At 38.4% G+C, this 21265-nt stretch carries 22 protein-coding genes; all 22 read right to left on the bottom strand.

Going from position 1 to position 21265, the window contains the following annotated elements; all coding sequences use genetic code 11:
• Window positions 1-27 precede the first annotated feature (27 nt).
• The 22 genes from ACYQ21_RS06080 to ACYQ21_RS05975 all read right to left on the bottom strand — a co-directional run bounded on the left by ACYQ21_RS06080 (window position 28) and on the right by ACYQ21_RS05975 (window position 21125).
• Window positions 28-1224 carry a phage major capsid protein gene (locus ACYQ21_RS06080; protein ID WP_460056425.1) on the bottom strand — a complete coding sequence of 399 codons (1197 nt, stop codon included), beginning with the start codon at window positions 1222-1224 and terminating at the stop codon, window positions 28-30.
• Window positions 1225-1229: 5 nt separating this feature from the next.
• Window positions 1230-1976: a head maturation protease, ClpP-related gene (locus ACYQ21_RS06075; protein ID WP_460056423.1), complete on the bottom strand. Its 747-nt coding sequence runs from the start codon at window positions 1974-1976 to the stop codon at window positions 1230-1232.
• Complete coding sequence (locus ACYQ21_RS06070; protein ID WP_460056421.1) at window positions 1876-3216, bottom strand: phage portal protein; 1341 nt, start codon at window positions 3214-3216, stop codon at window positions 1876-1878. The genes ACYQ21_RS06075 and ACYQ21_RS06070 overlap by 101 nt, the downstream gene beginning before the upstream one ends.
• Before the next feature lie 20 nt (window positions 3217-3236).
• The gene (locus ACYQ21_RS06065; RefSeq protein WP_460056418.1) at window positions 3237-4838 is read right to left on the bottom strand and encodes a terminase large subunit; all 1602 of its coding nucleotides are present in this window, start codon (window positions 4836-4838) and stop codon (window positions 3237-3239) included.
• An 85-nt stretch (window positions 4839-4923) separates the two neighbouring features.
• Entirely contained in the window at window positions 4924-5091 is a 168-nt protein-coding gene (locus ACYQ21_RS06060) for a hypothetical protein (RefSeq protein ID WP_157905830.1), read from the bottom strand.
• Entirely contained in the window at window positions 5088-5474 is a 387-nt protein-coding gene (locus tag ACYQ21_RS06055; protein ID WP_460056416.1) for a DUF5049 domain-containing protein, read from the bottom strand. The genes ACYQ21_RS06060 and ACYQ21_RS06055 overlap by 4 nt, the downstream gene beginning before the upstream one ends.
• Before the next feature lie 142 nt (window positions 5475-5616).
• Window positions 5617-5808: a DUF6900 domain-containing protein gene (locus ACYQ21_RS06050; RefSeq protein ID WP_460056414.1), complete on the bottom strand. Its 192-nt coding sequence runs from the start codon at window positions 5806-5808 to the stop codon at window positions 5617-5619.
• Window positions 5809-5962: 154 nt separating this feature from the next.
• Complete coding sequence (locus ACYQ21_RS06045; protein ID WP_094785506.1) at window positions 5963-6178, bottom strand: DUF4314 domain-containing protein; 216 nt, start codon at window positions 6176-6178, stop codon at window positions 5963-5965.
• 66 nt (window positions 6179-6244) lie between these two features.
• Window positions 6245-7825: a DNA cytosine methyltransferase gene (locus tag ACYQ21_RS06040; RefSeq protein WP_460056412.1), complete on the bottom strand. Its 1581-nt coding sequence runs from the start codon at window positions 7823-7825 to the stop codon at window positions 6245-6247.
• Entirely contained in the window at window positions 7818-8504 is a 687-nt protein-coding gene (locus ACYQ21_RS06035; protein ID WP_460056409.1) for an AP2/ERF family transcription factor, read from the bottom strand. Before ACYQ21_RS06035 ends, ACYQ21_RS06040 begins: the two co-directional genes overlap by 8 nt.
• Window positions 8491-10290 (bottom strand): DNA methyltransferase, encoded by a 1800-nt coding sequence (locus ACYQ21_RS06030; protein WP_460056407.1) that lies wholly within the window; start codon window positions 10288-10290, stop codon window positions 8491-8493. Before ACYQ21_RS06030 ends, ACYQ21_RS06035 begins: the two co-directional genes overlap by 14 nt.
• A gap of 92 nt (window positions 10291-10382) precedes the next feature.
• A complete protein-coding gene (locus tag ACYQ21_RS06025; protein WP_460056404.1) occupies window positions 10383-10742 on the bottom strand; it encodes an HNH endonuclease in 360 nt (119 codons plus the stop codon).
• 451 nt (window positions 10743-11193) lie between these two features.
• Window positions 11194-12186: a Fic family protein gene (locus ACYQ21_RS06020; RefSeq protein ID WP_460056402.1), complete on the bottom strand. Its 993-nt coding sequence runs from the start codon at window positions 12184-12186 to the stop codon at window positions 11194-11196.
• A gap of 101 nt (window positions 12187-12287) precedes the next feature.
• The gene (locus tag ACYQ21_RS06015) at window positions 12288-12716 is read right to left on the bottom strand and encodes a DUF1492 domain-containing protein (protein WP_460056400.1); all 429 of its coding nucleotides are present in this window, start codon (window positions 12714-12716) and stop codon (window positions 12288-12290) included.
• A gap of 326 nt (window positions 12717-13042) precedes the next feature.
• On the bottom strand, window positions 13043-13954 hold the full coding sequence (locus ACYQ21_RS06010) for a DNA primase family protein (protein WP_460056397.1): 912 nt from the start codon (window positions 13952-13954) through the stop codon (window positions 13043-13045).
• Window positions 13951-15285, bottom strand: a complete 1335-nt coding sequence (locus tag ACYQ21_RS06005) for a hypothetical protein (RefSeq protein ID WP_460056394.1) — start codon at window positions 15283-15285, stop codon at window positions 13951-13953. The genes ACYQ21_RS06010 and ACYQ21_RS06005 overlap by 4 nt, the downstream gene beginning before the upstream one ends.
• Window positions 15286-15403: 118 nt before the next feature.
• Complete coding sequence (locus ACYQ21_RS06000; RefSeq protein WP_460056391.1) at window positions 15404-17344, bottom strand: DNA polymerase; 1941 nt, start codon at window positions 17342-17344, stop codon at window positions 15404-15406.
• Between the two features lie 61 nt (window positions 17345-17405).
• On the bottom strand, window positions 17406-17957 hold the full coding sequence (locus ACYQ21_RS05995) for a DUF2815 family protein (protein ID WP_460056388.1): 552 nt from the start codon (window positions 17955-17957) through the stop codon (window positions 17406-17408).
• Window positions 17941-19092: a DUF2800 domain-containing protein gene (locus ACYQ21_RS05990; RefSeq protein ID WP_460056386.1), complete on the bottom strand. Its 1152-nt coding sequence runs from the start codon at window positions 19090-19092 to the stop codon at window positions 17941-17943. Before ACYQ21_RS05990 ends, ACYQ21_RS05995 begins: the two co-directional genes overlap by 17 nt.
• The gene (locus ACYQ21_RS05985) at window positions 19089-19415 is read right to left on the bottom strand and encodes an rRNA biogenesis protein rrp5 (protein ID WP_460056383.1); all 327 of its coding nucleotides are present in this window, start codon (window positions 19413-19415) and stop codon (window positions 19089-19091) included. The genes ACYQ21_RS05990 and ACYQ21_RS05985 overlap by 4 nt, the downstream gene beginning before the upstream one ends.
• 274 nt (window positions 19416-19689) lie before the next feature.
• Window positions 19690-20160: a hypothetical protein gene (locus ACYQ21_RS05980; RefSeq protein WP_460056381.1), complete on the bottom strand. Its 471-nt coding sequence runs from the start codon at window positions 20158-20160 to the stop codon at window positions 19690-19692.
• Window positions 20161-20525: 365 nt separating this feature from the next.
• Window positions 20526-21125 carry a helix-turn-helix domain-containing protein gene (locus ACYQ21_RS05975; RefSeq protein WP_460056378.1) on the bottom strand — a complete coding sequence of 200 codons (600 nt, stop codon included), beginning with the start codon at window positions 21123-21125 and terminating at the stop codon, window positions 20526-20528.
• Window positions 21126-21265: the final 140 nt, after the last annotated feature.

Raw genomic sequence — 21265 nt, 5'->3', positions numbered from 1 at the left:
TCTCCTTTATTTCTTGACCTGTATAGCTTACACGCCTTTCATTTTCAAGATTTGAATCGCTTCTGGTAAAACTAATTTACCATCCACTCGTTCTTTAGCAAGAAATCCTACTAAGCCATTTCCTGCAAACAATTCTTTTAGTTCCGCAAATGAGCGTACCCCACGGTCACCGATGTTATAGTATTTAAAATCACCAAAAGCAATGACTGGATTATCTGCAGTAATAGTTGGGACATATGATGATGTGTGAAGTTGATAACCTAGTAATCGATCAGGCTCTCCTTGTTGAAGAGAGGGTTGCCATAAATAAGCGCCATTCCCATCTTTTAGTTTTCGAATTACAGACAAGGTTTGATCATTTGTGATAAACGAGGCATTTTTACGATAAGGCCGTTTCAAAGCATAAATCAAGTTGATAATTTCATCAGCTGTAATCGTATCTTGTGTTTTGGCTGTCACCCCAACCTCCCCACCACCAGTTGTCGCAAAAATGCCGAGTGGTTTTCCGACACCATCACCATTTAAAAAAGCATCCTCTTCTGCGTTACCAAGTGCTTTTGAAAATTGAGCAATGATATAATTCTCTAGGTTAAAGGCATTATCATAGAGCAACTCCTCCGTCACTTTGATTGCCACATGAAGTTTGTGGGCATCCATCAGAATTTGGTCGAATGTTGCCTCACCAAAAGTGAGCGTTCCACCTTCTTCAATCCACGATGCTGCTGGTTTCGTCGCAGCGATGTTAATTTTGTGTTCGCCACTTGTCGTAATCGTTGTCGCCAAGGCACGCATAATATTTTCTTCAGTCAAGCCATCAATCAGACGTTTGTCATATTCTTCAGGTACAAGATAACCACCTGCAGCATCCAAACCTTCTTGCAAAACATTAGTGACTTGTTTGAAATTAGAGCGTAGGGCTTGTAGCATTCCATCCTTATATTCATTTCTTGCTCGACCAGTCTTTTCAGACTCTTTTCCATCAACTAATGGTTTTGAAGTCAAAGGTTGATTGACTGGTTTCAGCAGTTCATTTTCCATAATCTGCATCGCCTCTAATCGGTCGATTTCAAGACCAAAATTTTTTACCTTCACTTCCATCTCAGAATAGATTTTAGCATCATCTTCCGAAAGCAGGCCGTCACTATCTCGCTTACTTTCCACAAAGGCTTTTGCGCCTTCCCATGCTTTATTGCGTTTTTCACGTAACTCTAGAATTTTATCCATTTAATTCATCTCCAATTTTTCATTAAATTAAGCCGACTCATAACTGAATCGGCTGTTGTTACATTTATATTATTTGGCTCATCTTGTTTCTCAATTTTGCAATGACTAGCAATCTTAGCCTTGAGTGAATTTGTGACTGCAATTTGCGAAAACATCATACCTGATACTTCAGTATTTTCATCTGTTACCCGCTGTAATATATCATCTGCAAATCCCAACTCAACTGCTTTATGCGCATCCATCCAAGTTTCTGAATCCATAAGATGCGATATTTTCACGCGATTCAGACCTGTCTTAATTTCATAAGCGTTGACAATAGATTCTTTGACCTCATCAAGCATTGAGATTGCCTTTTTCATTTCAGCACTATCCCCCCAAGCCATAGTTGCTGGATTATGAATCATGAGCATGGATACAGGAGACATTAGAATCTTTGTACCTGCCATGGCAATCACACTCGCTGCACTAGCCGCAATGCCATCAATCTTGACTGTGACATTGCCTTTATAATCGATAAGCATATTATAAATTTGAGCTGCTGCCACACAATCCCCACCGGGAGAGTTAATCCAAACCGTAATATCGCCATCACCACTTGTCAATTCATTTTGAAATACTTTAGGTGTGACATCATCATCAAACCATGACTCCTCAGCTATTGTGCCATTTAGGAACAGCGTCCTCACTTGCACCTCCTCCAAAATCTCCTGATTCATCACTTTCTGATTTTTCCACTTCCAAAATTTCTTCATTGCCAATATGCTCCTTATTTTTATTCGCAAAAGCTCCAGCATCTTTCAATGGGAGCATATTGCCATTAATCAAGTACAAATCGCCACCCTCACTTTCTGAAATACGGTCAAGATTTTCAAGTTCACGAATATCATTCGCACTCATCCAACCGTTCTGGCGACCTGTCGCATAACCAGTCATTCTGCTTTGATAATCTCCTCTAAGCAATCCATCAACATTGAATTTAATAAAATATTCTTGCTTCTCTTCCTTGGTCAAAAGCGATCGAACCATTGATTGTTCGATTCTTGAAACCCAAGGGTCAAGCGTATATTTTACAAATTCAAGTGATTGTTGCTCAATATTAGAAAAGCTCGACTTTTCAAGGTCACCAACCATATGCGGTGGCACTCTGAAAATCCGAGCAATTTCATTGATTTGAAATTTTCGTGTTTCTAAAAATTGAGCCTGTTCTGGCGAAATCGCAATCGGTGCATATTTCATTCCTTCTTCCAAAACAGCAACCTTATGGGCATTACTTGAGCCTCCAAAAGTCTGTTGCCAACTTTCACGGATACGGGTGGGATCTTTTAATGTCTCGGGATGTTCCAATACACCACTTGGTGCAGCCCCATTAGCGAAAAACTTTGCACCATATTCTTCACACGCAATCGCCATCCCTATCGCATTCTTTGCCATGGCAATTGGCGAATAACCTACCAAACCATCAAAACCAAGACCCGGGATATGAAGCACCTCAGATGAATTTAGTTTAACCTGATAACCTTTCATTACATCTCCAGTCGCAACAGTATAGATATAATAAAGGTCACCACTTTTATCTCTATCCACACTCATGCGATTGGGCATCAATGGATACAAGCCAATAACTTGTCCTTTACCATTTCGGATAATTTGAGCATAGGCATTGCCCCACAATAAAAGATGTGTCATTAATGTCTCTCGAAAAATAAAGGAAGTCATTTCTGAATTTGGCTCATCATGTAACAATAAATATAAGGGATGCGTCCTCGCTTTTTCTTTGCTCGTCTCAGTCTGCTTATAAAGATGAAGTGGTAGACTTGCGACTGCCTCTGATAGTATCCTGACACATGAATGAACAGCTGTCATCTGCATGGCTGATTGTTCAGTTACAGGTTTACCACTTGTTGTGCTGCCCATAAAAAAACGATAGCCACTACCAACAGTGCTATCGTTTGGTTTATCTCTTGATTTGAATAAGCCTTTAAAAATTCCCAATTAATCCCACGCCTTTCTATCTATATCACAAACAATCCCCTATCATCATAAACACTAGCACCACCATCATTCCCACAACGAATCGCCCTATCGAGTGCCATGATGGTCGCAATCGCACCGTCAATTTTTTCAGTGGATTTCTCCTCGTCAGCCTTGATATTTCCTGCTGGATCTACCCTAACAAAAATATTATCCATATTCCAACGAAGTACTGGATGACCACTATGAGCCAATCTCTTCTCAAGTGTCAGTTTCATTAACTCTTTAGTTGGCGGACTCATATCCTTGAAACCTTGTCCGAAGGGTACAACAGTAAAGCCCATACCTTCCAAATTTTGAACCATTTGAACTGCTCCCCAACGGTCAAACGCGATCTCTCGAATATTGAATTTCAATCCCATTTCTTCTATAAATTTTTCAATGTACCCATAGTGTACCACGTTCCCTTCAGTCGTTTTCAGATTCCCTTCTTTCTCCCAAACATCGTAAGGCACATGATCACGTTTGACTCGAAGGTCAAGTGTATCTTCTGGTATCCAAAAGTAAGGCAAGATACAAAATTTATCAGTTTCATCAAGAGGTGGAAATACTAGAACAAAGGAAGTGATATCCGTTGTACTTGACAGATCGAGTCCACCGTAACAAACACGACCTGCCAACATTTCCTCATCAACTCTAAAAGAACAAATATCCCATTTATCCATTGGCATCCAACGAATGGCTTGTTTGACCCATTGATTCAACCTGAGTTGCCTGAATGAATTTTCTTCAGCGGGATTTTGTTTAGCAGACTCAAATGCTGCCTTGACCTTATCCATTCCTACCGTGATGTCAAGAGAGGGATTGGCTTTTTTCCAAACTTTTGGGTCGGTCCAATCATCTGATTCTTTAGTCCCATAAATCACAGGATAAAAGGTCGCATCCTTTTTGCGACCTTCAATTATATCTGTTGCTTTTTGATGTGTTTCATAACAGATAGAGTGGGTATCTGTTCCTGCAGTCGTAATCAAAAAGTAGAGTGGCTGAGTTCTAGCATCTCCTGAACCTTTTGTCATGACATCAAATAATTTTCTATTTGGCTGAGTATGTAGTTCATCAAATACAACACCATGAATATTGAAACCATGTTTGCTATAAGCCTCGGCTGATAATACTTGATAAAAACTATTGGTTGGCTTGAAAATTATCCTTTTTTGCGAAGTTAAAATTTTGACACGCTTATTCAGAGCAGGACACATCCGTACCATATCGGCAGCCACATCAAACACAATGGTTGCCTGTTGTCTATCAGCTGCACAACCGTAAACTTCCGCGCGTTGTTCATTATCACCACACGTGAGCAATAAGGCTAGTGCTGCCGCAAGTTCAGATTTCCCCATCTTCTTAGGAATTTCGATATAGGCTGTGTTGAACTGGCGATAGCCATTTGGTTTGACAATCCCAAATAAATCACGAATAATCTGTTCTTGCCAGTCAATCAATTTAAATGGTTTTCCTGCCCATGTTCCTTTGGTATGACTCAAGCATTCAATAAAATTAACTGCATAATCAGCGAGATTCTCATCATATTTGGCATGCTTAGCTTTAAACTTGGTTGGCTTATACTTCTTCAATTTCCGCAAATGAGAACCTCCTTTTCCAAATAACGCAAAGACAGCCTTTTCAAACTGTCTTTACTTATTTTTTCCTACCCATAATGTCTTGTTTCTAGTTTTCAATGAATGATAAATCTTTAAACGAGTCGGGAAACCATTTTCTGTATTGTTCCTTAACTTCGTCCAGTGTTTTATTGCTTACAGTATTTATTTTCCCTTGATATCTATCAATGACATCAATACCGTGCTTATCTTCTTTAGAGTAGCCTTCTTCTTTCATTGATTCTCTCCAGTCATAATGAAATTCAAATACTGTAATTTGTTCTCTTCAATGAAAATGACGAGATCGTAATAATTCAAATCATTCGCAAGATTCTGAACCATTGACACATCAAACATATTTGTTTTACCTGTTTCTCTGATTGTCATAATCTGTTTTTTGATTTCTTTGTTAAATTCGATAATCCTCCCCTCTTCCTTTTGAACTTCTTTCAGTCCTTCTTCATAAGCCTCCTCAATCATCTTCTTAATGCTCCAAACTGAAACATCTAGAAAATCTTCTGTATCATTGTTTCGAGTTTCTAAATCGCCTCTTTCTCTAAGTTCTTGCAACTGATTTGTTGCAATGTTATAAGTCGTGTTCTTGCTTAGTTTTTTTGCCATGGTCTTAGGCTCCTTTATTCTTGTACCCTATATATCACTCTAAAGGCCTTTAAAGTCAAGTCTTATCAACCATTACTGTCACTATTTTTATGATTTATTTACCACGCAAAAAACAGCCTTTTCAAGCTGTCTTTACTACTGTTTATTTCCTTTGAACTTCTTTCAGTCCCTCTTCATAAGCCTCCTCAATCATCTTCTTAATGCTCCAAACTGAAACATCTAGAAAATCTTCTGTATCATTGTTTCGAGTTTCTAAATCGCCTCTTTCTCTAATGTCGCGCAACTGATTTGCTGCAATGTTATAAATCGTGTTCTTGCTTAGTTTTTTGGCCATGGTTTTGGTCTCCTTTATTCTTGTACCCTATATATCACTCTAAAGGCCTTTAAAGTCAAGTCTTATCAACCATTATTATCATTAATTCTTATATTTTTTAAATACTGAAAAAGCCCCTTTTAGAAGGCTTTAAAAATTTCTTAAAATATATTTGTTAAATTTTGACCACATAGTCTTCCCCAAAAACAACATTCAAGTTTGAATCATTGTCCCAATGCACCATGATAGAACCAATATCGTCTACTCCCTTTACTGTGCCACACGTGCCAATTTCTGGGGCGTGTGCGTCATTCATTTGGAGCAGGCTAACTCGTGTTCCTTCTGGGTACTGCTCTCGTAAAATGGCAATCATTTCTCTGTTTGGAATCATTCGTTTGTCCTTCTTTACCCTATATATCACTCTAAACGACTATAATAGCAAGTCATAAGTCTTTATTTAATCGCTCATTTTTGAATTTTTTTCAGCCCAAACAATGCCACTAAGAACAAATAAAACACAAGGAAGTGCGACACCATTGCCCCACAGTTTGTATTCTGCCGAATCCGAATGCGGATTTCGTAACCACTTGATAATTTGTTTATCACTTTTTGACTTAGTCGTTTTATTTAGTGCTTGTCGATGACTGTCAAATATTGCTCGCCAAAACTCCAAATCTTTTTCAGTTGGATTCTCAATTTCAATATTGCGACACCACCACGGCGGAAACCCCTGTAATTTCGCACATTCTGTTGGTGTTAACCTCCGAACAATATACTTGCCATCATTAACAAGTGGGGGATCCTTATAATCAGTAGCGACAAGCGTACCTGCCTTTTCCTTTTCAGCACGAGTAAAGTGTGAATTCTTACTAGAAGAATAAGCAATTGCGTGTTTATCAACAGTATTCAATGTAAAACTAACAGCTTCATTGATACCACTTCCTTGTGGTCCATGCTTATCCTTACGTCCAATCATGGAACCTTGAATAGCGACAACCGCAACACCTCCTTGGTTGCTGCTTGGAAAATTGCCCGATGTATCAATCGTCCGTGAAATACCACACTCATAAATATTAGCTCGTGAATTTCTCGTCCCCTCCGATGTCAGTCTGACATCATAAGTTTTAGGTTCAACGATAAATGGCTGATTATTTCCACCTGTTCCATAAGTCGCAAGAACAGTTTGAGCCATTTCAATTGGATCTTTAAAACGACTATCTTGACCATGGTTTTCAAAAACAAGTGGTGGATGATTGCCCTGTGCTCTAAGGGTTCCTGTAATATTTTCAGAAATAGCCATCCGACTGCCGCCTTGGTCATTTAAACAAAATTTGCTTGTGACTCCAGAGCTACCTTCAAAATCGGCGGTAATATCTTGCCACGTGCAGCAGCTCTGTGTAGAATACCCAGACAAGCTTTCTGACTCAAATAATATTTTATCGGCACATTCACTTCTAAAATCTGCGACAAGATAGATACGTTTTCTACGTTGGGGAACGCCCCAATACTGAGCATCAAGCACTCGCCATGCAAGTGAGAAGTCCTCTGCCACGATTTTTCCTGCATTGACCCACTTTTCAGGTTGAGTGATAACAAGTTGCTCGTCTTTGATTTGACAGATTTCTTCAAGGACACTTCTGAAATCTTCGCCTTTGTTTGAAGAGAATGCACCGCAGACATTTTCCCACACAATAAATCTTGGATATTTTCCATTGGTTTTAGACCTCATCTCCTTGATAATTCGAATGGCTTGATAGAACAAAGAAGAATGACTGCCAACTAGTCCTGCTCGTTTGCCTGCAATAGATAAATCAGTACAAGGGCTACCAAACGTGATAATATCAACAGGGGCTATCTCGCCACCATTGATTTGATTGATATTACCTAAGTGTACCACTTGTGGTAACCTTTTGGTTGTTACCCTTATTGGAAAGGGTTCAATTTCACTTGCCCAAACTGGTCTTATTCCTGAAAGCAATCCTCCCAATTCAAAGCCACCACTTCCCGAAAACAAACTGCCTAGTGTCAACTTACTCATAAGTAGCCACCTCGTCAAACAAACCAAGCATTGCATTGGTTCGAGCAAATTTTCCGTGCAATAAAGTAGCCACTTCATCATATGCGTGAGCGGCTTCTTCAGGAGTATTGTATATGCCAAGGTTAATTTGACGATAATTTTTATTGATGTAACTTCGATATCGTCCTGAGTGAGTTTTGCTTACACCTTTGAACCCGATAGTATTGTTACTTCGTACTTTTTGATTGTAAGCATTTTGAGCATTTGTACAAATTCTAAGATTACATTTCCGATTATCCTCTGGGTTACCGTTGATATGATCCACATATTGCCCGTTATTAGCTCTAGTAATAAATCGGTGTAGGATCGTACAGTAGGGAGTTTTTATACTTGTCATAACATACGCTTTAGGGGTAACGTACCAAGTATAGCTTGAGACACGTTCGTAATCTTCAACATCAAATATGAAATGTCGCCTAGATGAATCAGTCGCTAGTATAATATCGTCCATCAATTCATAATTCAAACAATTACCACATGAACTTGTATGCCCATTTCTTAATTGATATCCTGCAACAACAGTTTTTTTACCACAAGTACATTCACATAACCACAATACACTACCATCGTTTCCTCTCCCTACAACTTCAATTGAAGTTAAACTTCCCAATTGTTGATTGGTTATATTAATCTTTCTCATTTTCAACCACTCCACTTATAATTTCTAAATAGCTAAATGTCTTCCCTTCACGTTCAACAGTAATACTTTCAGAACCATAGCTTTCTGCATATCTTCGGATAGAGGCACTTGCAAATTTCTCATCCAATTCCATCGCATAGCAAATACGACCAAGTTGCTCGCAAGCAATCCCAGTCGAAAAACTACCTGAAAAGGGGTCATACACTATTGCATTTGGCTGTGATGAGTTCTGTATCGGATAAGCCATTAACGGTACAGGCTTTTGAGTACTATGATATTCCGACTTTTTAGGTCTGTCAAAATTCCATATTGTCGTTTGCTTGCGGTCACTAAACCACTCATGCCGTTTAGTATTTTTGAATAGATATAAGCAAGGCTCATGTTGCTGTTGATAATCTCCACGTCCGAGCACCAAGCTATCCTTTACCCAAATACAAGTCGTTGAATAATGAAATCCAGAACTGACAGCAGCATTGTAGAAATTAACTTTTTCGCTATCTGAGTGGAAACAATAACAAGCGCCACCATTGGCTAGATGCTTATAAATCTGTTTAAAAGCTCCAAAAATAAATTTATAAAATACCTCAGATGAAAGATTATCATTCTTGATTTTACCCTTTCCACCGTCAAAATTAACATTGTAAGGCATATCAGTTAAGCAGAGATTTGCATTTTTTCCATCCATTAGACGAATAACATCTTCCTCTTTGGTGCTATCGCCACTCAAAAGTCTATGATTCCCTAAATACCAAAGGTCACCAAGTTTTACAAAAGTTTCTTTATCCAGTGCTTTATCAACATCAAAGTCATCGTCTTGTGCATCGTCCCCCATGAGTAATTGATTCAGTTCGCTATCCGCAAAACCTAACAAAGACAAATCAAAGTCAACATCTTGTAACTCACTTAACTCAATCGCAAGCAGTTCATCATCCCAACCAGCATTCATTGCCAGACGATTGTCTGCTAAAATATAGGCTCGTTTTTGCGCCTCCGTCAAATGTTCCACAAAGATACAGGGGACTTTCTCAATTCCTTCTTCCTTGGCAGCTAAAATCCTACCGTGTCCTGCAATCAAGTTTAAATCCTTATCCACGATAACTGGATTGATAAAACCAAATTCACGTATTGAGGACCGTAGCTGCAAAATCTGTTCCTTGCTGTGAGTTCTTGCATTTCTTGCATAGGGAATCAATTTCTCAATCCTCACCTTTTCAAATCTTTCTGCGACATTATTTTTCATTTCAAATCTCCTAGCTCTAAGTAGCCGCTCCATCAAGTCATCTTGTGGTGCATCATCATAATCAGTACGACAATTTTCTTTTACAATCTGAAAAATTTCATTCCAAAGTCGAACGGCTTGATTCATATAATTAATACCAATATTGATAAACGGAGATGGGATTGGTTTTTGTGTGGTTGGATGCTTAGAGAGAAAACCTAACTTATTAGTCATCTCTTCGCACTGAATCCATCTGGCACTACTCATCGCATACCGTTCTAATAACTGTGGCGATACCTTTGTCGCACACTTAATCCTATCCAACCATTGCCATGTTTCTTCATAAATGTCAGAGGCTTGAAGTGAACTACCATCACGTTGTTCAGCTGATAAAAAATCATGTGGCTTTGGCATTTCTATCCCTGCAATGTCTGGAATATCAAGTACTTCTAATTTCCTACCCCCGGGATTACCTGCCTTTGCTTTCTCAGTCACGGCTGATTTTTTGCGACCTGCATCGGCTCTCACGCCACCTCGACCACCTGTATTATTTGATTTTGTTGGCATTTATACTAACTCCTTTAATTACCCTTTTGATTTCGCCTTTTTTATGCGTGTGACCCCTCCCCGCTGGTCTTCTTCGTCAGTTGTGGAGATACTTACCGCCCCTCCCCTTTGTTTCGTCTTGTCAGATGTTCCTTTGAGTGATGATGCTTGCACAAGCTCATCAGGTTGTTAAAGTCATTTGAACCACCTTGACTTAATTCCTGAATGTGATGCACGTGCTCAACTGGTCTTAGACATCCCTCATCAAAACATTGCTCACACAAGGGATGTTGTGCAACGTAACGTTCTCGTATCTTCCGCCAAGGCTTGCCATACCTTCGACTTGTTTCTGGATCACGTTCATACCTCTCGTAACGTTTCCTTGCTTGATTCTTATGTTCTTCACAATAATCAGTGTCAGTTAAATGCGGACAACTTTGATATTTGCATGGTTTCTGCGGTTTCTTTGGCATCACATCACCTCCAATTAATTTTATGTGTTCAACAACTATCCTTACACGTTGTCTGAAGTGTGGTGGACTGTGTTGAACACCGTTCTAACAATGCTTAAACACTTCGAAAAGTGTCGTGGCTATGTGAACACTGTTCTACAACGCTTAAACACTTTGAAAAGTGTCATAGGCTGTGCTAAACACCGTTCTAACAATGCTTAAACACTTCAAAAAGTGTCGTGGCTATGTGAACACTGTTCCTAACAATGCTTAAACACTTTAAGAGTATAACTAATACCGCTAAGACACTTACTCGAAACATAAGAAAAACCTTCAAGGATTACTCCCCAAAGGCTACTTACTGATACTCTTGTGCTAGTATTGCGACAAGCATCAATCGTTTTATGCTTTTTTGCTACCTTAATAGTATCATTTTATCAGACTGACATACCATGACATTTACTGACAAGTTTTACTTTTTTAATGAGTAAGTTCGATTCTTATTGCTACCATGAGCTTCAAGAAAACCTAGACTTACTAAACTAGATAAATGTTTACGAACAGTTGGTGCTGATTTTCCAAGGAGTTTCGTTGCTACCGCTGTATTAATAGTATCATGGTCAGTCAAATACTTTTTAATCAAAAGATAAACTTGCAGTTCAATACCTGACAACTCCGTTGGTAATTCTTCTGAAATTTTATCGCTTGACTTATCACTCGTTTTATAAGCGATAAGTGTTTCTAAAATAATAGACAACATAAACTCAACAAATCCAGAAGAATCATTTTGTGAATCTGCAATTGCCAAAGCATCGTAATATGCTTGTTGGTTTTCATAAATAATTGTTTCTATCGGAATCCATGCAAAAATTGAATTCCAATTCGCAAGAATAACAGTTTGCCACAAACGACCCATTCTACCGTTGCCATCTTCAAAAGGATGAACCGTTTCAATTTCATAGTGAAATACACAACTCTTAATCAGTTCAGGTGTATCATCATTTGCTCCCCAATCAAACAAGTCACTCATCAAACTAGTAATAAATTGCGGTCTTGCCCCCATATGAATTAAATTGCCAGCTGAGTCATAGATACCTACATCTTTGGGTCTATACTGACCCGAAGCGTTTATGATACCATTTGTTAATAAGCCATAAGCTCGCAAAAAGTCACTTTGTTTATAAGGATTTAATGTCAAAATCTCTTCGTAAGCATCGTAGGCATTCTTTACCTCATGAATCTCTTTTGGATTACCAAGAACTCGCTTGCCATCAATAATATCTGTAATTTGCTCAACAGTTAGACTATTATTTTCAATTGCTAGGGATGAATGAATCGATTTGATTCGATTTTCTTTTCTAAGCTTCAAATTACGTTCAACTTGAAATTCTAAATTACCGATAGCTTTAGAGATTTCAACGATTTTATTTAGCATATTATTGTTGATTGAAAATGGTGGTTTCATCGTATTTACCTCACTTTTCAATTTCTATTATACCATAAAACACAAATTATCGCTCGATTTACAAGCAATAAATCAAGCGACAATTTTTTTATGAGCGACAACTAAACGATGATTGGTTTTTCTGGAACTTGCATCAATTTCAACGCTTTCGTATGCCAACGATAAATCGTCCGAACATCCGCATTCAATTCTTCCGCAATTCGTTCCCATGTCATACCGTGAATGTAGCGGTATGACAGAACTATATTTAAGTCAACATTCTCAAGTTTATCAATTGCTTCTTGCATTTGATTTCTCAAATTTACAAATTTATCAATTTGTTCATTGATATGCCTCTCAAGAAGATAGACCTTCTCAAGCACTCGAATAAATGGTGCTTCGGTATTTCTATTAGGACTGGAAATTCTTTCTTCATAAGAGACAATCTGGGTAGAAGTAACCAATACACGTAGTTCCTTCAAACTTAAGAGTTCCTTATCAATCCGATTGTCCAATCTATAAGCATGTTTCAAATAATTTTTGGGCGTCATTTTTCTTTTCCTCCTAGTCGTGCTTTAACTATATCAATCCGCAAATTTTGTGTCTTCTCATTCCAATGCTCGGCATCAGTATCACTCTATCTGGAACACCATCAAGGATAGGCGTCGTAAATTTCAAGCTCCGACCTCCTGCTGTCTTCACTGCAACACCTAGCTTTTGTTTGATTATTTTTTCTAGCATTCCTATCTCCTTTAATTTCAATTAGTGTAGGTCTATGTACCCCTGAACATTAACTCTTCTATAGGTCTTATTTTTTCACTTACTAGGAAAAGTAATGCAGTACCCTACATAGAGCTACACTTTTTATAAAAATAGGCTATTCCAAGAACTCAGAAACCAGATGAAGACCATAAACGATGACACCTTTATTACTTCTCTTGCGCCTGATTCCCTCAGCTTCCAAGGCAACATAGAAATCTGCTGCACTGCGAACATATTCGCCTGTCCTTAAACAAAATGCACGATACTCGGAATAAAGTATACCAGATTTCTCAGTATATTCTTTGCTAATCTCACAACAATCATCTAAAAAGTGAGTGAGCCAATCATTATCACTTTTATAAGTATTTATCGCATTTTGAACCACTTCAGGAATTTCGATATGATAGTCATCCGCAATCACACGCTTTGCGCCCTCAAGAATCCAATATAAAACAGCACCACCTGCATTCTCTAAAAGATAATCCGTATAGTTCTTCTTGTCCCCACTTCCTTCAATCTTTGCGACAAAAGGAATTACAATCAGTCTGCGCCAAGTCCCTTTATCAATCGCACCAACTTTTGGTAAGTGGTTCGTATAAAGTACAAGTGTATGTGTTGGTACATACTTGAATGGGTCCTTATATTTCTTTTCTGCAGCGATCTCGTCAGTCGAACAAAGCTGCTTGATATTTGAAGTATTGAGTCTCATTCCCTCTTCAAGTTCAGCTGCAATTAACAAACGCTTACCTTTTGCCTCAGCCAACTCAGGTTTCATATTTCTACGACAACCACTCGTCAACATATCTGCCGAGATGCTCCCACTGTAATTACCTAAAACGCGAGAAATCAAATTCCAAAATGTTGACTTGCCGTTTCGACCATCGCCGTAAGAAATAATCAGCGCCTCGACATAAACTTTTCCGATTGCAGCCAAGCCGACAATTTTTTGAACATAATCAATCAACTCTTGGTCCTTACAAAAAATCGTTTTGAGAGCATCTTGCCAAAGTTCGGATTTATCTGTCACAACATCGACTTCTGTTTGCTTTGTGATAAAGTCCTGAGCAAGATGTCTTGCTTATCACCTGTTCTCAAATCAAAGGTAGCTGAGGGGGTGTTTAATAAAAATTCATCAACATCAAGCATTCTCTGCTCAATTTCAAGTTTGGGTCTGGCCACTTTCAAGGCTGAAGAGAGATACTTATCATCTCTTCGTTTAATCGCATATTTTCGATAGTTGCGTGCTTCTTCATACCTCTCAAATGCGTGTAATTGATTTTTGTTAAACATCGTCTGAGCTTTTTTAGCACCAACACTCACTAAGATGTCAAATGCGCCATTATCAACCATCTCCTTCATCGTTTTTTGAATTTCAACATCTGATTCTTCAAGTTGACGCTCCGTCAAATCCTGAGCCACTGCTTGTGCTTTGGAACCAGACTCCTCCCAGTAACTACCGTTATAGACAATATAGTCTGTTGCCGATGAATATCGTAAAACACCTTCGTACTCATGGGATAGCACTGTTGCTTGACCAACATCTGAGAAATCAGTAGGCTTGAACAGACAATCTGAATTGTATTGCTCAGGCGAGATATAGTCAGTTTGTTTGGCTACCTTTTTCCAGAAGTTAACCGCACTATTCCAGATGACAGCCAACTCCTCACCAAATAATGGTGGCATACATTTCTCTGCAGCTTTTAAGAATCGGTCATGTGCTTCAGATGAATTGCCCAAGCGTTTGATGATTTTCCCAGCAATATGACTCATGGCATTATTACGACCTCCTTCTACAATTTGATATTGCGCATCATCCCAATTCACAAATACATCATCATTCAAATAATCAAGAACTGTTTTGTCGCCATCAACTATTTCAATTTCCGTATTAGCTGTGCCAAAAAGTAGACGCGCACTGTCCATGGCATTATCATCAAAATACGGAAACGCTAATTGAATTTGTTGTTTTGCTTGTGCATACTCTACAGCGCTTGTAATAGGAAAAATCGGAAAGTAAACATGAAAACGTGGTCGAGCTGACTTACTCCCCTTTATTTTCAAATGATTTCTAGAGTAAGTAACGACAAACTTGACATCTGGAAAAACTCTCGCAACATCAATTGGTGTCACCCAGTCTTGAGACTCGTCAGAGTGGTCATTGTCACAATCCAATGGCATGACATCCGAACTTATAAAATTTGCACCACTACGATAGTGATTCGCATAATCAGCCGCCACATGATCAAACTGGATGACCGACAAAAGTAACTGTTTAGTCGTTATAACCACCTTTGTAGGAAAAAGACAATTCTTGAGATTACCTTGAAAGTTTGACTTGTAAAGCGTGAAATGTATCATATAGTTTGTCTCCTTTTTGGGGGTAGAATTCCCCTAAATAACAGTCAAAAAATTCAGGTCAATAGTTGCAGTTCTTGCGACTGAAATAAGAGGTCAAACAAGTAACCGCCTCAAGCCTTTATTCTTTTTGATAAAATGTACACGCATAGCCATCCGCATTAAGCAATAACCCCTTTGCCCATGGTGGTGTCACTGACATTAGGTCACAAATATTATCTACGGATTCAGTCTTATCTACTTCAAGTATGACCTCATCATGTACATGACCAACAATTCGATAGTGTCTCAAATTAGCCATCGCAAAACATAAGATATCTCTAGCCATGGCTTGAACAATATTTTCCACAAACTTAGGACCATAACTTTCTAGTCTCTCCCATTTTTTTGTCAAGCCCACTCCTTCATAAGTCACGGATTCCCCATTAAATTTATTTGGACTAATTTGAGGTTTGACATAAGCAAGCTCTCTTCCTGAAAGTAATGTGACGAAAAGCATACCACTTTTACAGTTAAATTTGATACCATGTGAATTCGTTACTGTGCGCTGTCTGACACTATTTTTTACTGCTTTATCTATATCCCACCACAGCTTTGTAATTCTAGGATTAGTCTTTCGCCACCTCGTGACAAGTGGTTGTAGTTCTTCTTCAGTTAACCCCATATCCAGTGCGCCCATTGCCGTCAATGCACCAACTGAGCCTCCATACCCAAGAGCCAATTCAGATATCTTACCTTTTTGTCGCAAATGTCCGTTCACGCCGTTCTTTTCAACCGGCACATTAAACATTTGACTCGCACTGGCACAATAGATATCTCCACCACTTTTAAAAACTTCAAGTCGCCACTCTTCCCCTGCCAACCACGAAATCATACGTGCTTCAATGGCTGAGAAATCCGCTACTATAAATTTCTTATCATCTTGTGGCACAAAAGCAGTCCGAATGAGTTCAGATAGGATTTTAGGCGTTGACTCATAAAGTAAGACCAAAGCATCAAAATTTTTATCCCGAACCAAGGACCTTGCCTCGGCTAAATCTGATATATGATTTTGTGGTAAATTATGAAGTTGAATTAACCTACCTGAAAATCTACCTGTCCGATTGGCGCCGTAATATTGAAACATCCCATGAGCGCGACTATCTTTACAAACCGCATTTTCCATTGCCTGATATTTCTTAACCGATGACTTTGCGATTTGTTGGCGAAGCAAAAGCACCTCTTTTAATAGACCAGAATTAGAATTTATAAGCGCTATCACTTGTTGCTTTCCAAGGCTCTCTATCTCTAAACCATGTTCTAGCAACCATCTTCGCATTTGTAAGACACTATTTGGATTTTCTAACCCTGTCAAATTTACCAATTTTGAAAAGATAGAGGTCTTAGAAAGGGTATCCAAATGAATAGCCGATGTGACAAATACGTCATCAAGACCAATTCCCCTATCATTAATTTCCTGATCAAGTTGGTATTCATGCCAAATATCATCAGATACTGGGAAATGAGATAATTTATCTTGAATCAACATTTCAGTTTCTACATCACGTGCATTGTAAAATTTAAAAAACTGCCACTTATCAGAAGCATGAACCGACAAATTTCGGGTTCGACCACCGTTACTTTTAGTTGGCAGGCATGGCACACAAAAATATCGAATGAGATTTCTCCCTTCTGATAATTTTTGTTTATCCAATCCCAGAACTGCACCAACCCCAGCAAGAGATAATGGTAATCCCAATAGCGCCGACCAAATCATTGTACAGCGCCATGAAGATGGATTTAGGTAGATACCGACAGATAGTCCTAGATACTTTGACAGACAAATCCGTTCAAACATGGCATTGAATGCCCACTTTTCTACCGCATCATCTGTTAAAGATTCTAAAATCTCATGTGGTATCATCTCGCCATTTGCCAAATCTACAACGATTACTTTGCCATTATCAATAGAATAAGCAAAAAGCAGAATCTCAAAATCGTTACTCTCACAGTACTTGAAAACACCAGATTTTTGAAGATTGATACTACTGAACGTTTCTAAATCAATATTTATTTTTTTCATGCCATCTTTCCCTTCAAAAAGACAATAGAATCCTAAAACTCTATTGTCATAATAGACACTTTCAACCTAAGAAGGCATCATCTTCAAGTGTTGTGAAATCTTCAGCCGCAGTTGTACCACCGCCAAGTGGTTCGCCATCTCGGATAAATTGAGTATTACCTAAGCCACACGCAATACCTTTATTGCCATTCGAGTTAAAGGCATAAAAATTCAAAGACACACGACTGTAACAACCACTATAAACTTGACTACGCTCAAGAATTGGCTTCACAGCTTGATCGACAATTTGAGGCGGTGTCGTACTGTTGGCATTAATGAAATAATACCCCTGATAGGCTTCATCATCATCACGTTCAAAATCACCGTCACGCAAAGGAAGTTTAATCGTTGCTTTATTGGGTTTCTTGCCCCCAAACTTTGAAAGCCCCTCTTCAATTGCAGCATCCACCGCCTTTTCAATCGCATTGATTGTCGCCGTATCATCTTTTGGAATTAATACAGAAACGCTATACTTCTCGTCCCCACCATTAATCGAGACGACCTCCCACCCATGAAAATAACTGAGTCGTGTGTCCATACCAGTGACTACTTTTGTTTTACTTACATTTACCATTTGTTTTCTCCTCTCGAATTTCAGTGAACTCATCTTTTACATTCGCAATTTCTACTGCTTGTCTTTTATCTTCTTTTGGTACAAGCGTTAATTTACCACGTGGTTTTTCAATCAAATCAACAAGAATCTCATCAAATTTCTTTTTACCGAGTGCTGCGGTCATTGCCGTAATACCGAGTAATTTCTTTTCATAAGCCTCAAATCCAGCAGCTAGCACCAACTTAGCGACTTTCTCATCATTGATATATTTACGATTAGCACGTCCTTCTACCAATTTATAATTCGACCATGCATTTCCTGCAAGTGCTTGTTTCAAGGCATAGGCTTTCACATCATTTGCCCACGAAACCAAGCCATCAACTTTTGATAATACATTTTCAATCTCATCGTCAGTTAGTATCTCAGATTTCTTAAACTCAAGTTTTGCCAATTTCAGATGATGTTCAGCACGTTCTCGACAGACATTTTTAGCCGGACAAAACGTACACCATTTCCCACAATTGAATTCTCCCTCACCTTTAAAGGCAAGGGCTGCGGCAGGCATTAAAACAGTCGTTGCCCAGCCAACAAGCATCTCTTTTGTTAAAGTGTAAGTGCTGATATTATCTCGTCTTGGTTGAAAAATTGTCATCTTCACTTCTGTGATATCATAGATGCCATCAAACAATTCCAAAGCACCAAGTGCGTAACACATCATCTGTGGATTTTCAAATGCATCAACTAAAATCCCCACCCCATACTTCATATCAATGAGTGATAGCGTACCGTCCGCAATAATTAAACAGTCTCCAGTCCCGAATCCCTCCGGTACATACTTTGAAAAATCAAGACGTTGTTCAATGATGACAACCGGATCAGAACAGGTCTCTTTTGCTTTGGCCATTTCAGCCATGACATAGGTCGCATAACTTTCCGTACAAGTCTCCATTTCTTCATCATAATAGTCGAGAATCGGAGCCTGAATCTTGAACCCTAATAACTGTTGTAGCTTATACTCACAAAGACTATGCGCATCTGTTCCTTGTTTGGCATAATCGCTTGTCTTGTTCTCAAAGCTTTCTCCCAATCTTGCGGAAGGTGGGCAGTGTGTCCATCGTGAACTTGATGACGCTGACAAGAGCGCATGGTTCATCACAAAGCCTCCACTTCTTTGAGCAATGCCTTGTAATGCTTGGCATCAACTTCACTTAATCTACTTGCACCATATTTAATGATAAGTTCACGGACTTGTTCTGTTTTACCTTCCTGACTCTTAATCGCAAGCACACCACGTACTGCCTCAAGTGTTAGCTTAGACTCCTTAGCTTTAGTTTTCGCTTTTGGTTTAGGCTTAGTTACTGGTATCTCAACTTCTACCTCCGACTCATTTAACATTAATGCCTCACACAGCTCTTGTAAACTGTCAGCCAAAATACGTAGATTTTCTACCACTTCAAGTGCTAATTTTGTCTTGCTCATCTTCTTTTTTCCCTTCTGAAATTTCATGAATTTCAACTGTTTCGACGGAATGCCCGGGTGTTAGCACTAAATTCCCCTATGATGAATTGCAACAATTTTTTAGGGATTGAGCAGATACCGCTTTTCAATACTGATTGTTTATTACCTTTATCATCGGTAACATTAATTTGAACCCTGTGTTTTAGCCTCATAAATTTGACCTCCTCTTCATGAGGTTTTCTCCCCCACATATATCAGTCGAAAATTTTCTATCAAAAGTTGCGCTTTCTTTAAATTAAGGTAGTCGCTTTTGAATTTCTTTAATTAATTTTTCTTTTCTACGACCGACAGTCGATTTATCAACTTTCAAAGTTCGCGCGACATCTGAATTCGTCTGCCCTTCTGATAAGAGCAAGTACAATTCTTGTAGCTCTGGTTTTAAATTTTTCAAAATCTCTCGTACTATAGCCAGTTGAGGATTCTCCTCAATCTGCGATAACTGATATAGCTCTTTAACCATTGGATTTTTATCCTCCACATTCCCTGCAGTCGCAAAACTCTCAATCGAAATATTCCAGTCACTTTCTGGATTAGGTCGACTATTTTTGATATTGTAGTAGACCTCACTATCATCCAAAGCGTGCAATCTTTGAATATCAATTTCTGTCACTCCCTCCTGATTCAATTGGATCAGAACTCTTTTACCATCAGCAAACTTATAGATATAACCACTGCGCTTATTAGTAGCTGTTTTTCTGAACTTCATAGAATGTCCACCATTTTCTTGAACAATCAAGAACGGAGAGACGATAAGAAGTTGAGCGTAGCGAAAATCAGTACAAAAAATAGGCTCACTGAAAAACGGAAAACGCATCAAACTAGCAACATTCTGCTCTTTCTTTTGGTCTTTCCGTCCCTTTCGGTGGCCACCTATATTGGACTTTATTTGATAAAGAGCGATTCCTTATCAACACTTATTCTATCGAATTTAGAAATATCACACCATGACTTACCAAATCAGATCTAACAGCTAAAAAGCGCAGAAAAAGACCCTATTAAAAGATTTCATTCTCTTAATAAGGCTATCTTCGGTCAACTTTATCTGACTTGGTAAATCAGATATAGTCATCTTTATTTTTCAATAGTTAAGGGCTTTAATTGATTACTGAGTAGTATTTTATTGCAATAATAAATGGATTCTTCCGTACAACTATTAAGAATAAGTTCATAAAATTGATGGTCTATTAACGTTAAACGCAGAGTATGACCTGCCAGTTCTATCAATTTATGGCTTAAATGGGAAGGCAATTCTAAACCAACACAGATTGCCACAACTGATTTTAAATTTGGCTTGGATACATTTCTATTACGCATTCGTGAAATAGTTTCAGGCGCAAGTAGTGTTTGTTCAGCAAGCTCTTCTACCGTCATCTTTTTCCACATCATCAAATACTTCAAAGCCTTACCATAACTAGTTTGAATGTTTAAACTGACCTCAACCAGTTCTAAAACATAGGCTCGCGCCCAAGTGACTTCATCCTCATTATTGATACTTTTTTCTTTGAAAGATTTTAAATTGAAAATCAAGTCTGAAAAAAGATTGTCTATCTTAATGAACCTATCTGTTATTCCAACCCAATCAACATCAAATATTTTATGATTTCTAAAATATATTGGTATACCAAAAAATCTTGATTTGATTGTTTTAATAGATAGCTGTTCATCTTGCATACACATTTCTCCTTCGTATAATATATTCTAGTAGTGATTAACCACTACGATTTTTACCTAATTGATATTAATTTTCACTTGACTACTGAGCCGTTTCTCAGAGATAATAGTTCTGGAATGGACTCACGGATTTTGCTTAT

The organism is Pseudolactococcus yaeyamensis (assembly GCF_054658615.1).
The sequence above is the reverse complement of the archived record's forward strand: the minus strand, read 5'-3'. Positions and strand labels throughout refer to the sequence as shown.